Here is a 13,981-nt window from a genome sequence, read left to right on the forward strand (position 1 = left end):
TAAAATTAAATTTTGAAAAAATATAACGTATTTCAGCAACAGTTCTATTTTTATTATCACTTAAACAATCTAATATAATAGCAATTCCTTTTTTACCATATCCTCCATATTGAATTCTTTTAAGAGAATAATTTTTATTAATATTATTTTTTTTATTGATAGTTCTATTAATTGTATTAAGAGACATGTTATGGTTCAAAGCTTTTTCTATAATAGCACGTAGATTAGGATTTGTATTAGGATTTTCTCCTCCAGATTTGGAAGCAATAATCAGTTCTTTAATAATTTTTGTGAAAATTTTACTTTTTTTAAAGTCTTGAGAAGCTTTGCGATGCTTTGTATTTGCCCATTTACTGTGTCCTGCCATTTTATTTTCTCTAAGTATTTTTATATATTTTTATAAGATGTATTTTTTAAAATTTTTATTACATTAAAATAATTTTTATATTATATTATGTACTAAAAAAACAGCAACACATATTATACTCATAATATCTACAAATTAATTTTTATAACAATTTTTATTAATGACGATGTTTATTGATGATAAATAATATTATTTATTATTAATATAAATAGATAATTCTTTTAACAGACTAGAATCCATGTTACTCGGTGCATCAGTTATAAGACAAGATGCTGCAGTAGTTTTTGGAAAAGCAATCACATCTCTGATATTACTGCTGTCAGTTAATAACATTGCTAATCGATCTAATCCAAAAGCGATACCTGCATGAGGAGGTGCTCCATAACTTAATGCATCTATAAGGAAACCAAATTTTTCTTTTTGAGTATCAATTGGAATACCCAGAATATCGAAAATAGTTTCTTGCATTTTTTTATTATGATTTCTGACTGAACCACCTCCTATTTCATATCCATTAATAACTATATCGTAAGAGTTAGCAATGGCTTTTTCTGGTGTTTTTTGTATTTGTTCGATTGTCATATTTTTAGGAGCTGTAAAAGGATGATGCACAGGAGAAAATGTACTTATCTTATTTTTCTTAAACATAGGGAAATCAATTATCCATAATGGTTTCCAACTGAATTTTTTAATAATGTTAATATCCTTCCCTATTTTTAATCGTAAAGCACCAAAGGCTCGTGTCACTATATCATTTTTATCTGCAATCAATAATATTAAATCTGTACTTTTTGCTGACGTTTTTAGAATGATTTTTTTAAGTGTTGTTTTATTTAAAAATCGGTATATTGAATTTTTAGTATCTTTTTTTTCTAATTCAATATCATTAACTTTTATATCAAATAATTTTTTAGCTCCATATTGTTTTACCAGATTTTTATATGAATTTATTTTTTTTTGAGAAAGTACATTACCTCCTGGAATACATAAAACTGTAATTCGGTAATTATCATTATTAATAAATTTTAAAAATATAGGATTATTATTATCCTGTAAAATGTCGTCAATATCTATTAATTCTATTGGATTTCTTAAATCTGGTTTATCAGAACCAAATCGGTGTAAAGCTTCTTTATATGTTATTACAGGAAATATTTTTAAATCTATTTTTTTTATTTTCATCCATAAATTTCGTATCATATTTTCCATTATGTTTCGTAATTTTATAGTTTTTATGAAAGACATTTCAATATCAATTTGTGTAAATTCAGGTTGTCTATCTGAGCGCAGATCTTCGTCTCGAAAACATTTTGTAATTTGGTAATATCTATCAATACCTGAAATCATTAATAATTGTTTAAATAATTGAGGTGATTGAGGTAATGCATAAAATTTTCCTAAATGGATTCGACTGGGTATTAAGTAATCTCTAGCACCTTCAGGTGTCGGTTTTGTGAGCATTGGTGTTTCAATTTCCAAAAATTTATTTTTTTTCATAAAAGATCTTACAGTACTATAAATTTCATTACGTATTTTAATTTTTTCTACCATATCAGGACGACGAAGATCTAAATATCTGTATTTTAAACGTAATTCTTCGGAATTATTTTTTTTATAATCTAAAGGCAAAATTTCAGAAGTATTAATTATATTTAATTTTATTGCTAATACTTCTATATTTCCAGTACTTAAATCAGGATTAATATTTTTTTTTTCTCTTTTTCTAACAACTCCGGTTACTTGAATACAAAATTCATTTTTTAATTTTAAAACATCTTTTAAAAATATTATTTTACCATCAAAAAAGATTTGAACAATACCTTCTTGATCACGCATATCAATAAAAATAATGTTCCCAAAAACACGAATTTTATTAACCCAACCACATAAAATAACTGTTTTATCAACATCTGATAATCCCAATTTTCCGCAATATTTAGTTCTCATTGATATCCTTTTTAATATAAATATTTATTTTAATAGTACGTAAGAAACAATTTTAGATATTTTAAGATTATAAATATATTTAATGTAATGTGATTTTTGAAATCGATAGTTAAATATTATTAGTACAATAGAATAATTTTTTATTAAAAAATTATAACAATATTATTTATTTTTTGTTTTAAAAAATACATTTTTTTATTATAAAAATAATAATTGTTAATTAAAATAAAAATCAATATTTAAAGTATTAAGAATTGATTTAAAATAACATTTGCATAAAAAAAAATTATTTATTATTATCGACTTCTAAATATAATTCTACCTTTACTTAGATCATAAGGAGTTAGTTCTACTGTAACTTTATCTCCTGTTAATATACGAATATAATTTTTTCTCATTTTTCCTGATATATGAGCAGTAACAATATGTTTATTTTCTAATTCTACTCGAAATGTAGTATTCGGTAATGTATCTATTACAATGCCTTGCATCTCTATATTTTCTTCTTTTTTCATTGCATTCTCTAGCTTTAATTGTTAAGTTGATGTTATTTATAATAACATTAATTAATATAAAATATTTAAAATATTATTATAAAATTATTTTTACAAATATAAGTTAGAAATAAAATATTTTATATTTTTAATATATTTAATTATTTGAATAAATATATGCTATTTATAATTATAAAATTTAACATATATATATATCAATTCAATTAATTTCCATATTTGGGATGTAATTTTAATACACATGCATTATTAAAAAATCAATTAAATAAGTGTGTCTAAATAACGTTCAGCATCTAATGCTGCCATGCATCCAGTGGAAGCAGAAGTAATAGCTTGTCTATAAACATGATCTATTACATCTCCTGCTGCAAAAACACCTGGAATACTGGTTGCAGTTGAATTTCCATGCAGATTAAAATTAACTTTTATATAACCATTGTGCATTTCTAATTGATTTTTAAACAAGCAGCTATTTGGAGTATGTCCTATTGCTATAAATAAACCAGATATATTTAATGTTTTAGATTCATTTGCATTTTTTATATTTTTAATTTGCACTCCAGTTACTCCATATTGATTTCCTAATATTTCGTTTATTATGAAATTGGTATGTAAAACAATTTTTCCTTCATGTACTTTTCTTAAAAGACGAGATATTAATATTTTTTCTGCACGAAAAGTGTTTTTTCTATGAATTAAATGAACTTTAAGAGCTATGTTAGATAAATATAAAGCTTCTTCTATAGCCGTATTACCTCCTCCTACAACAGAAACATCTTTATTTTTATGAAAAAAACCGTCACACACAGCGCATGCTGATACTCCTTTGCCTTTAAAGATAGTTTCAGAAGGTAAACCTAAATAACGAGGTAACGCACCAGTAGCAATAATAACGGCATCAGATGTATATTTTTTCTTAGATTCTGTAACGAAAAGAAAAGGTTTTGTTTTAAGATGAACACTGACGATGACTTCTTCTAAAATTTGTGTTTTTAATTCTTTTGCATGTAGATACATTTTATGCATTAAGTGAGAACCAGTTAATTTTTTATAATCTCCAGGCCAATTTTCAATTGTATCAGTGTTCATTAATTGTCCACCAGGATTTGGTCCTGTTATTAATATTGGGTTTAAATTAGCTCTTGATGCATAAATAGCTGCAGTATATCCAGCTGGACCAGAACCGATAATAATTAATTTTTTATTGTAATTTATTTTTTTTTTCATTTTTGCAATTATTCTTTAATAATATTATAATATATGACTCATTTTTTTGTTTAAAATGATATACATCGTATATTTTAATTTTATTTTACTGTTGAGATAAAATTAATTTTTTATTTTTTCGTACAAAAAATTATTTTATCTATTGTATAGATATTTTATTTAAATAAAAAATGGTTAATAACTTCCTGATATTTTTTATAATTTCAAATATACATTTGACGTTTCTGAGTTAATTTTTTATATTTTTTGTTTATTTATCAAATTAATTAAAATTTAGATATAAATATTACTTTATATCGTATTTAATGTTATTTAATATAACATTATGTCATGACACTCACAACTATTCAAAATAGTATAAATATACTGAAATAAATTATGCTTGATTCTAATCTTTTACGCAATAAACTCGAATTAATTTCTAAGAAATTAGCGCGACGTGGTTTTTCCCTAAATATAGAAGAATTTTCGTTTATGGAAAAAAAAAGAAAAAAATTACAAATAAAAACCGAAAAACTACAATCTAGTCGTAATAAACTATCAAAATTAATAGGACAAAAAAAAAATACCAATACAGATATTAAATTACTAATTAAGAGAGTAAGTAAAATTAATCAAGATTTAAGTATTATTCAATTAGAATTTAACGAGTTAAAGGAAAAAATACATAATTTTTTAATAAATTTACCTAATATACCGGATAGTAACATACCAAACGGGACAGAATCTATAAATAATAAAGAGATAATGCGGTGGGGGAAAATAAAACAATACAATTTTCTTGTGCAAGATCATGTTTTTTTAGGAGAAAATATACAGGGATTTGATTGGAACACAGCAGCCAAAATGTCTGGATCTCGATTTGTCATTATGAAAGGGAAAATTGCTTTGCTGCATCGTGCTCTAGGTCAATTTATGTTAGATATACATACAAAAGAAAATGGATACCTAGAAACTAATGTACCATATTTAGTTAATCAAAAAAGTTTATATGGAACGGGTCAATTACCTAAATTTAGTGATGATTTATTTCACATAAATACTTTTTATAAAGAAAAAAAAACTAATAATTATATATTGATACCTACAGCAGAAGTACCACTTACAAATATTATTCAAAACAAAATTTTGAAGGAAAATGAATTACCTATTAAGCTAACAGCTCTTACTCCTTGTTTTCGGTCAGAATCTTCTTCTTACGGTAAAGATACTAGAGGTTTAATACGTACGCATCAATTTGATAAAGTAGAATTAGTTCAAATTGTACATCCTGATAAATCTATGGAAGCATTGGAAAAATTAACTAATCATGCTGAAAAAATATTGCAATTATTAAAGTTACCTTATAGAAAAGTATTATTATGTTCAGGTGAAATAGGTTTTTCTGCGACTAAAACTTATGATTTAGAAGTATGGTTTCCGAGTCAAAAAATTTATAGAGAAATTTCTTCGTGTTCTAATATGTCGGATTTTCAAGCTCGCCGAATACAAGCTCGTTTTTTTAATGAATCAGATAAAAAAAAATATTTTGTTCATACTATTAATGGTTCTGGATTAGCAATAGGAAGAACATTAGCAGCAATTTTAGAAAATTATCAGTGTAAAAATGGCAGTATTAAAGTACCTGAAGTGTTAAGAAAACCTTATATGAATAATTTAAAATTTATATCTTAATATAAATTTTACTAGTCATAGTATGCGAATAATTAAAAAATTTATGTTGGCAATATTTTTTAATTCTATTATTAATAATTTTATTTTATATTTATTTTTATCAAATGAAACTCTATTTATAATTGCTAATTAAATTGTTTAAATAGATTATTAATAATATATAATTATTTTCATCAAAATGAATAAATGCATTGATTTTTTATTAAGAAAAACATTGATAAATTAAAAGATAGAGTAAAAATTATGAAAACAATTTATAATTTCAGTGCTGGACCAGCTATGTTACCACTTTCAGTGTTAAGTCAAATAAAAAAAGATTTATATAATTGGAAAGGATTAGGTATATCAGTAATGGAAATTAGCCATCGTAATGAACATTTTCTTCAATTAGTTCAGGAAATTGAACAAGATTTAAGAGATTTACTGCAAATTCCATCCAATTATAAAGTTTTATTTTGTCAAGGAGGTGCTAGAGGACAATTTTCTGCTGTTCCTATAAATTTATTAGATGAATTTAGTAATAATCCAGATTATATAGAAAGTGGTTATTGGTCACAAGCAGCACGTATAGAAGCTGAAAAATATTGTGTTCCTAATATTATTAATGTAAAAAAAGAATATAATGGGAAAAAATATATTTTATCTCCACATAATTGGAAAATATCAAAAAGACCTGCGTATATTCATTATTGTCCCAATGAAACTATAGACGGAACTGCTGTCTATGAAGAACCTAGTATGGATAACAAAATTATTGTCGGTGATTTTTCTTCTGCTCTTTTATCAAGTTTTATTAATGTAAAAAAATATGGCATCATTTATGCTAGTGCACAAAAAAACATTGGTATATCTGGGATAACTTTAGTTATTATTCGAGATGATTTATTAAAAAAATCAAAAAATGTTGCACCTTCTATACTTGATTACAAAATATTATCTTATCATAATTCGATGTTTAATACTCCTCCTACTTTTTCTTGGTATGTATCCGGATTAATCTTAAAATGGTTAAAAAATATGGGTGGTGTTAAAAAAATAGAATTTATTAATAAAGTTAAATCAGATTTATTGTACAAAACAATAGATAATAGTGATTTGTATTTTAATGACATTAATCATTTAAACCGATCTAATATGAATGTTACATTTCGATTATTAAATAAAAATTTAATAGATTTATTTGAAAAAGAATCATTCAATAATGGTTTACATGCTTTAAGAGGACATCGTATAGTAGGAGGATTTAGAGCTTCTATTTATAATGCTATGCCCATAGAAGGAATTAAAGAATTAATTAAATTTATGGTGTATTTTGAAAATAAATACGGATAAAAATTTCAATTTAAATATTAATCTAATTAGACGGAGATTATTTTGCATACTAAGGATTCTTTAACTTTAAATCCTATTACTTATATTAACGGAAATGTAAAATTACCTGGTTCTAAAAGTATTTCTAATAGAGTGCTATTACTAAGTGCTGTAGCACATGGAAAAACATATTTAAGAAATTTATTAGTTAGTGATGATATATATCATATGTTACATGCTTTAAAAAAAATTGGCATTAAATATACTCTTTATAATAATAATACAGAATGTGAAATATATGGTCAGGGAGAACCATTTAGCATTGGGAAAAAATTATCTTTGTTTTTAGGAAATGCAGGTACTGTAATGAGACCGTTGGTTTCTATGTTTTCTTTAAGAAAAAATAATGTTTTGCTAACTGGTGATAACAGGATGAAAGAAAGACCGATTCACCATTTAGTAGATGTTTTAAGACAAGGAGGAGCTACTATTGAATATTGTGATAATAAACATTATCCTCCTATTTATGTTAAGGGAGGATTTTTAGGAGGCAAATTAAAAATAAATGGTAGTATTTCCAGTCAATTTCTAAGTGCATTATTGATGTCGGCTCCTCTTGCTTCGTTAGATACAGAAATTATTGTTAAAGGAGAACTAGTTTCTAAACCTTATATAGATATCACTTTAAATTTAATAAAATTATTTGGAATTTTTATTCATAATGATGCTTATCGTTTTTTTTATATAAAAGGGAATCAAAAATATCGATCTCCTGGAAAATATTGGATAGAAGGTGATGCATCTTCAGCTTCATATTTTTTAGCAGCAGCAGCAATTAAAGGAGGTACAGTATGTGTAACTGGAATCGGATCAAAAAGTATACAAGGAGATATTAATTTTGCTAATGTATTAAAAAATATGGGAGCAATTATTAATTGGGGAGATGAATTTATTTCATGTACTAGAAACACTTTACATGCCGTTAATTTAGATATGAATCATATTCCCGATTCAGCAATGACAATAGCTATTGTTGCACTTTTTGCTAAAGGTACAACTACTATTCGTAATGTTTACAACTGGAGAGTTAAGGAAACCGATAGATTAGCTGCGATGTCTACGGAATTAAGGAAAATAGGTGCAGAAGTTATAGAAGGCAAAGATTACATATCCATTACTCCTCCTAAAAAATTTTTTAATGCCAATATCGAAACTTACAATGATCATCGCATGGCTATGTGTTTTTCTTTAATAGCATTATCAGATGCTATTGTTTCAATTATAAATCCAAAATGTACTTCAAAAACATTTCCTAATTATTTTCCTGTATTATCAAGCATTAGTTTTAATTAATGTATTTTATATGTATATTATTAGAGAAAAATATTTTATTGATCTATTAACAAAGACATTTTAAAATTAAATTTTGTTTTTATTCTGAAGTATCATTAAATAATTTTTTAATACTAAATTATATTGAATCATATATATTAGGAAAATAAATGAAAGAACTAGTTCCTGTGGTTGCAATTGATGGATTCAGTGGAGCTGGGAAAAGTGTGCTTAGTCAAAATATTTCTAAAGCACTGAAATGGAATTTACTTGAATCAGGATTCATATACAGATTAGTATCGTTTATTATATTAAAAAATAAACTTTCTTTTGATAGAAAGAATATTGATGTTATTGAAAAAAAATTAGATTCTTATTTAAACTTACAAAATGATTTTTTTAAAAATTATTATTTCATAAATGTTTTAAAAAAAAAATTGATGTTACACAATATTGTAAATTTTGCATCGGAAATTGCTACTTTACCTCATATTAGAAAATTTCTATTACACAAACAAAGATTGTTTAGAAAATCTCCAGGTTTGGTAACTAATGGCCGCGATATGGGAACTGTAGTTTTTCCCGATGCTGTAGTTAAAATATTTTTATATGCTAATATTAAAATTAGAGCTAAAAGGCGTATTTCAGAACTACAAAATAACGGCATCAATGCTAATTTTAATAACATTTTGTCCGACATGCAGAAACGAGATCAACAGGACCAAAATAGATCATGTTGCCCGTTATCGGTACCAAAAGATGCTTTAATAATAAATTCTACCGATATCAATGTTGAAGCGGTGTTCAATATTGCTATAAGTCACATTAATAAAAAATTAAATTAATTTTTTATTAAAATTTGATATTATAATTTTACGATAAGGAATATTGTAAATCTTACAAATAACACTAATTTAGCAAGATGCTAAATCTACGTTTATAAAAAGTGTTTTAACATTATTAATATGACAGAATCTTTTTCCAAATTATTTACTGAATCTTTACAGGAAATTACAACTCAACCAGGATCTATCATTCAAGGTATAGTTGTTTCTATCAATAAGGATATTGTATTAGTTGATGCAGGTCTTAAATCTGAATCAGCGATTCCTGCTGAACAATTTAAAAATTCTCAAGGTAAGTTTGAAATAAAATTAGGAGACACAGTTGATGTGGCTTTAGATGCCATAGAAGATGGATTTGGTGAAACTATTTTGTCACGCGATAAAGCAAAGCGGCATGAATCTTGGATAATTTTAGAACAGGCGCATGAAAAATCTGATTCAGTGTTGGGAATAATTAATGGAAAAGTTAAAGGTGGATTTACAGTTGAATTAAATGATATTCGAGCGTTTTTACCTGGATCTTTAGTTGACGTCAGACCAGTTCGTGAAACTATACATTTAGAAGGAAAAGAATTAGAATTTAAAGTAATAAAATTAGATAAAAAAAGAAACAATGTCGTAGTATCTCGTCGAGCAGTGATAGAATCAGAAAATAGTGCCGAACGAGATTATCTTTTAAAAAATTTACAAGAAGGGATAGAAGTTAAAGGAATAGTAAAAAATCTTACTGATTATGGTGCTTTTGTGGATTTAGGTGGTGTAGATGGTTTGCTGCATATTACTGATATGGCTTGGAAAAGAGTAAAACATCCAAGTGAAATAGTTAATGTAGGTGATGAAATTAATGTTAAAATTTTAAAATTTGATCGTGAAAAAACAAGAGTATCATTAGGTTTGAAACAATTAGGAGAAGATCCATGGATAGCCCTTTCTAAACGTTATCCTGAAGAAAAAAAAGTTACAGGAAGAGTAACTAATTTAACAGACTATGGATGTTTTGTTGAAATTGAAGAAGGTGTAGAAGGTCTTGTACACGTATCAGAAATGGATTGGACGAATAAGAATATTCATCCTTCTAAAGTGGTAAAAGTAAATGACATAGTAGAAGTAATGGTATTAGATATAGATGAAGATCGTCGCCGAATTTCTCTTGGTTTGAAACAGTGTAAGGTAAATCCTTGGAAAGAATTCTCAGAGATACATAAAAAAGGTAATCGAGTAGAAGGAAAGATCAAATCCATTACAGATTTTGGGATTTTTATTGGATTATCTGGTGGTATTGATGGATTGGTGCATTTATCTGATATTTCTTGGAGTAAATCTGGAGAAGAAGCTGTTCGAGAATATAAGAAAGGAGATGAAATATCTGCTGTTGTGTTACAGGTAGATGCTGATCGTGAACGTATATCATTAGGTATTAAACAATTAAAAGATGATCCTTTTCACACTTATATTATGAATAATAAGAAAGGATCTGTGGTTACTGGTAAAATTATTAAAAGTGATACCAAATCTTTTACCGTTGAATTATCAGCAGGAGTAGAAGGTGTTTTTAAACATTCTGATGTATTATTTCCTGTTAACTATAATTTAGGAAAAGAAGTAAAATTTAATATCGGAGATTTTGTAGAAGCTAAATTGAATAACATTGATCGTAAAAATAGATTTATTCATCTTATCATTCAATTAAAAGAAATAGAACCAGTTTTAAATTCTGATAATAAAACAGAAGATAAAAAATTTTCTAATGCTATGACAGAAGCATTTAGAGTAGCTAAAAATATAGAATAATTTTTTTTAGTAAATAAAAATATTTTAGAATATTAATTAATTCTTATATAAATAATAATATTTATTAGAGGATTTATGACTAAATCAGAATTATTTAAAAGAATTTTCAAATCTGTTAATTACATTCCAAAAAAGAAAATAGATTCAGCAGTAAAAAAAATTTTAGAACACATAATTTATTCATTAAAACAAGGTAATCGTATAGAAATTAGAGGATTTGGCAGTTTTTCTTTACATTATAGACGTTCTAGAAAAAGTAGAAATCCTAAGACAGGTGACATTATTTACCTTTTAGATAAATACGTTCCTTATTTTAAAGCTGGAAAAAAATTAAGAGATAGAGTAAATGTGTGATTTATTTTTTTGTAAATGTTAACTATATTATAATTTAATACAACTAAGTAACTATCATTATGGTATTTTAACTTAGTTGTATTAATAATTACGTAATATTTAAATTTTAAAAGCGATTTTATAATATGAAAAAAAAGTTAATCATAGCTAATTGGAAATTGAATGGTAATAAAGTAAGTATTCTTAATTTTTTAAATCTATTGAATAAACATGATATAGAAGAAAAATGTAAAATAATAATGTCTTTTCCAGTAATATATTTATATTTAGCTAAGACAATAATTTATAAAAAAAATATTTTTTTAGGAGCACAAAATATAGATGTAAATCTTAGTGGTCCATTTACAGGAGAAATTTCTGTAAATATGTTAAAAGATATAGGTATCGATTATGTTATTCTTGGTCATTCTGAACGTCGAAAATACCATAAAGAAAGTGACACACTCATTGCAAAAAAATTTGAATTAGTTAAAAAAGCTAATTTAATTCCAATATTATGTGTTGGTGAAAACAAAGAAGAAAAAAAATTAGGACAAACTCAAGAAGTATGTGCAAGACAATTAAATTCTGTTATTTCCATCTGTGGTCCGCAAATATTTAATGATACCATTATTGCTTACGAACCAATTTGGGCAATCGGTTCAGGAGAAACAGCTACTCCATCTTCTGTACAAAAAATACATAGATTTATTAAAGAATACATAAAAAAATACGGTTTTGTTAATTCTGACAAAATATCGGTTCAATATGGCGGATCAGTAGATGAAAATAATGTAGCTCAATTATTATATGAAGCTGATATTGACGGCGTATTGGTAGGAGGAGCTTCTTTAAATTATAACAAATTTAAAAAAATAATTGATATTGTAAATGCATTTTAGTTTTTAAATATAAAATTAATTATTTTTATCTATATTTAATTTTATTGGTGTTTTTTTGATAAAAATAATTAATTTATATAATTTATATACTATACAAATTATATTATTACGTATAAATAATATGTTATTATGTTTTAATATAATTTTTTTGCAATTTTTAGCCAATCTTTTTTAAAAGTACGTTTCATATTTTTAAGAGCGTAAGTGATATCATTATGTATCATAATATCATTCTTTATCCCTATGCAATGCCCTTTATATCCTTTTAATAACAATTCTACAGAATAAGCACCCATTCTCGAAGCCAAAATACGATCATAAGCAACAGGAGATCCTCCTCTTTGAATGTGTCCTAAAATAGTGGCTCTTGTTTCTCTTTTAGTTTTTTTTTCAATATATTTTGCCAATTTTTCAACATCACAAATATGTTCTGTTATTACCACTATGGCATGTTTTTTACCTTTTTTGATACCTTTTCTTATTTCTTTTAACAATTCTTCTTTTGTAGAATTAATTTCTGGTAACAGAATAAATTCACATCCTCCTGCAATGGCAGCAGCAAGAGTTAAATCTCCACAATGTCTGCCCATAATTTCTACAATGGAGATACGTTGATGAGAAGAAGATGTGTCTCGTAATCGATCAATAGCACCTACAATGGTTTCTAATGCCGTAAAATATCCTATAGTATAATCTGTTCCAACTACGTCATTATCTATTGTACCTGGTAAACAAATACAAGGAAGACCCATTTCCGTTAATAATTTAGCTCCTATATAAGATCCATCTCCTCCGATTACTATAAGAAAATCTATTTCTTTTTTTTTTAAATTTTTAATGGCTATTTCTCTTGTTTCAATTTCTTTAAATTTTGGGAAACGTGCAGAACCTAGAAAAGTGCCCCCTCTATTTATCATATCAGAAACACTATATCTATCTAATTTAACAATTCTATTGTTATATAATCCTGAATAACCATCATAAATACCAAATACTTCTAATTTTTTACCGAGTCCTGTCCTTACAACACCTCTAATAGCTGCATTCATACCAGGAGCATCACCTCCACTGGTAAGTACTCCTATTTTTTTAATCATATTTTCCTCATAATAAATATTATTATAAATTAAAAATAATTTTATTTAAATATGAACATTATGAATTATTTTTTAAATAAAAATATTTAATAGGTTCAAATTTTTTATTAAATTCATAAACAATAGGCATACCTGTAGGTATTTCTAATTCTAATATTTTATCATTATCTATATTATTTAAATATTTTATTAAGGCACGTAATGAATTACCATGAGCTACTATTATTATTTTTTTATTTTTTTTCAAAGATGGAAAAATTATTTTATTCCAATAAGGGATAACTCTGTTTATTGTGATTTCTAAACTTTCAGAAACTGGTAGTTGCTCAGGTTTTAAGTGAGAATAACGAATATCGTTGCCCGGAAATCGTTTATCTAAAATGTCTACTTTAGGAGGAATAGTATTAAAACTTCTTCTCCATTTTTTTACTTGTTCTACTCCGTATTTTTTAGCAGTTTCTAATTTATTTAAACCTTGTAAAGCTCCATAATGTCTTTCATTTAAATGCCAAGATTTGTTAATTGGAATCCAAGACTGATTAAGATCTTTAAGAATTAGCCACAAAGTATGAATAGCTCTTTTTAACATTGAAGTATATGCTATATCGAAAGTAAATTCTTTTGAATTTAATAATTTTGCGGC

General features: G+C 25.6%; 13 protein-coding genes. 7 read left to right on the plus strand and 6 right to left on the minus strand.

Features of this window, described 5'->3' with window-relative positions; all coding sequences use genetic code 11:
* From LDP10_RS02375 to trxB, 4 genes are all read right to left on the minus strand, one after another.
* On the minus strand, positions 1-367 hold a 367-nt coding region (locus LDP10_RS02375; RefSeq protein ID WP_265197144.1), incomplete at its 3' end, for a YebC/PmpR family DNA-binding transcriptional regulator.
* 189 nt (positions 368-556) lie between these two features.
* Positions 557-2,314, minus strand: coding sequence for an aspartate--tRNA ligase (gene aspS, locus LDP10_RS02380; RefSeq protein ID WP_265197145.1), 1,758 nt, complete (start codon positions 2,312-2,314; stop codon positions 557-559).
* A 296-nt stretch (positions 2,315-2,610) separates the two neighbouring features.
* Positions 2,611-2,829 carry a translation initiation factor IF-1 gene (gene infA / locus LDP10_RS02385; RefSeq protein WP_265197146.1) on the minus strand — a complete coding sequence of 73 codons (219 nt, stop codon included), beginning with the start codon at positions 2,827-2,829 and terminating at the stop codon, positions 2,611-2,613.
* 258 nt (positions 2,830-3,087) lie between these two features.
* On the minus strand, positions 3,088-4,053 hold the full coding sequence (gene trxB, locus LDP10_RS02390; RefSeq protein ID WP_265197147.1) for a thioredoxin-disulfide reductase: 966 nt from the start codon (positions 4,051-4,053) through the stop codon (positions 3,088-3,090).
* Between the two features lie 378 nt (positions 4,054-4,431).
* On the opposite strand from trxB, the gene serS reads away from it, so the two are divergent.
* From serS to tpiA, 7 genes are all read left to right on the plus strand, one after another.
* Positions 4,432-5,727, plus strand: coding sequence for a serine--tRNA ligase (gene serS / locus LDP10_RS02395; RefSeq protein WP_265197148.1), 1,296 nt, complete (start codon positions 4,432-4,434; stop codon positions 5,725-5,727).
* A 243-nt stretch (positions 5,728-5,970) separates the two neighbouring features.
* Complete coding sequence (gene serC / locus LDP10_RS02400; protein ID WP_265197149.1) at positions 5,971-7,059, plus strand: 3-phosphoserine/phosphohydroxythreonine transaminase; 1,089 nt, start codon at positions 5,971-5,973, stop codon at positions 7,057-7,059.
* A gap of 42 nt (positions 7,060-7,101) precedes the next feature.
* Positions 7,102-8,391 (plus strand): 3-phosphoshikimate 1-carboxyvinyltransferase, encoded by a 1,290-nt coding sequence (gene aroA, locus LDP10_RS02405; RefSeq protein ID WP_265197150.1) that lies wholly within the window; start codon positions 7,102-7,104, stop codon positions 8,389-8,391.
* A gap of 149 nt (positions 8,392-8,540) precedes the next feature.
* Positions 8,541-9,215 (plus strand): (d)CMP kinase, encoded by a 675-nt coding sequence (gene cmk, locus LDP10_RS02410; protein WP_265197151.1) that lies wholly within the window; start codon positions 8,541-8,543, stop codon positions 9,213-9,215.
* A 120-nt stretch (positions 9,216-9,335) separates the two neighbouring features.
* The gene (rpsA, locus tag LDP10_RS02415; protein WP_265197152.1) at positions 9,336-11,006 is read left to right on the plus strand and encodes a 30S ribosomal protein S1; all 1,671 of its coding nucleotides are present in this window, start codon (positions 9,336-9,338) and stop codon (positions 11,004-11,006) included.
* Between the two features lie 75 nt (positions 11,007-11,081).
* Positions 11,082-11,360, plus strand: a complete 279-nt coding sequence (gene ihfB, locus LDP10_RS02420; RefSeq protein WP_265197153.1) for an integration host factor subunit beta — start codon at positions 11,082-11,084, stop codon at positions 11,358-11,360.
* Between the two features lie 125 nt (positions 11,361-11,485).
* Complete coding sequence (gene tpiA / locus LDP10_RS02425) at positions 11,486-12,241, plus strand: triose-phosphate isomerase (RefSeq protein ID WP_265197154.1); 756 nt, start codon at positions 11,486-11,488, stop codon at positions 12,239-12,241.
* Positions 12,242-12,375: 134 nt separating this feature from the next.
* Here tpiA and pfkA read toward each other — a convergent pair whose 3' ends face one another.
* The gene (pfkA, locus tag LDP10_RS02430; protein WP_265197155.1) at positions 12,376-13,338 is read right to left on the minus strand and encodes a 6-phosphofructokinase; all 963 of its coding nucleotides are present in this window, start codon (positions 13,336-13,338) and stop codon (positions 12,376-12,378) included.
* A 58-nt stretch (positions 13,339-13,396) separates the two neighbouring features.
* On the minus strand, positions 13,397-13,981 hold a 585-nt coding region (locus tag LDP10_RS02435), incomplete at its 5' end, for a 2,3-bisphosphoglycerate-dependent phosphoglycerate mutase (RefSeq protein ID WP_265197156.1).

Source organism: Buchnera aphidicola (Pemphigus obesinymphae), assembly GCF_026122815.1.
Taxonomy (GTDB): domain Bacteria; phylum Pseudomonadota; class Gammaproteobacteria; order Enterobacterales; family Enterobacteriaceae; genus Buchnera_C; species Buchnera_C aphidicola_BJ.

Coding starts and splice junctions, on each gene's coding strand:
- rpsA (WP_265197152.1), top strand. CDS start 9,336: ATGACAGAATCTTTTTCCAAATTATTTACTGAATCTTTACAGGAAATT.
- aspS (WP_265197145.1), bottom strand. CDS start 2,314: ATGAGAACTAAATATTGCGGAAAATTGGGATTATCAGATGTTGATAAA.
- pfkA (WP_265197155.1), bottom strand. CDS start 13,338: ATGATTAAAAAAATAGGAGTACTTACCAGTGGAGGTGATGCTCCTGGT.
- serS (WP_265197148.1), top strand. CDS start 4,432: ATGCTTGATTCTAATCTTTTACGCAATAAACTCGAATTAATTTCTAAG.
- ihfB (WP_265197153.1), top strand. CDS start 11,082: ATGACTAAATCAGAATTATTTAAAAGAATTTTCAAATCTGTTAATTAC.
- serC (WP_265197149.1), top strand. CDS start 5,971: ATGAAAACAATTTATAATTTCAGTGCTGGACCAGCTATGTTACCACTT.
- trxB (WP_265197147.1), bottom strand. CDS start 4,053: ATGAAAAAAAAAATAAATTACAATAAAAAATTAATTATTATCGGTTCT.
- cmk (WP_265197151.1), top strand. CDS start 8,541: ATGAAAGAACTAGTTCCTGTGGTTGCAATTGATGGATTCAGTGGAGCT.
- tpiA (WP_265197154.1), top strand. CDS start 11,486: ATGAAAAAAAAGTTAATCATAGCTAATTGGAAATTGAATGGTAATAAA.
- infA (WP_265197146.1), bottom strand. CDS start 2,829: ATGAAAAAAGAAGAAAATATAGAGATGCAAGGCATTGTAATAGATACA.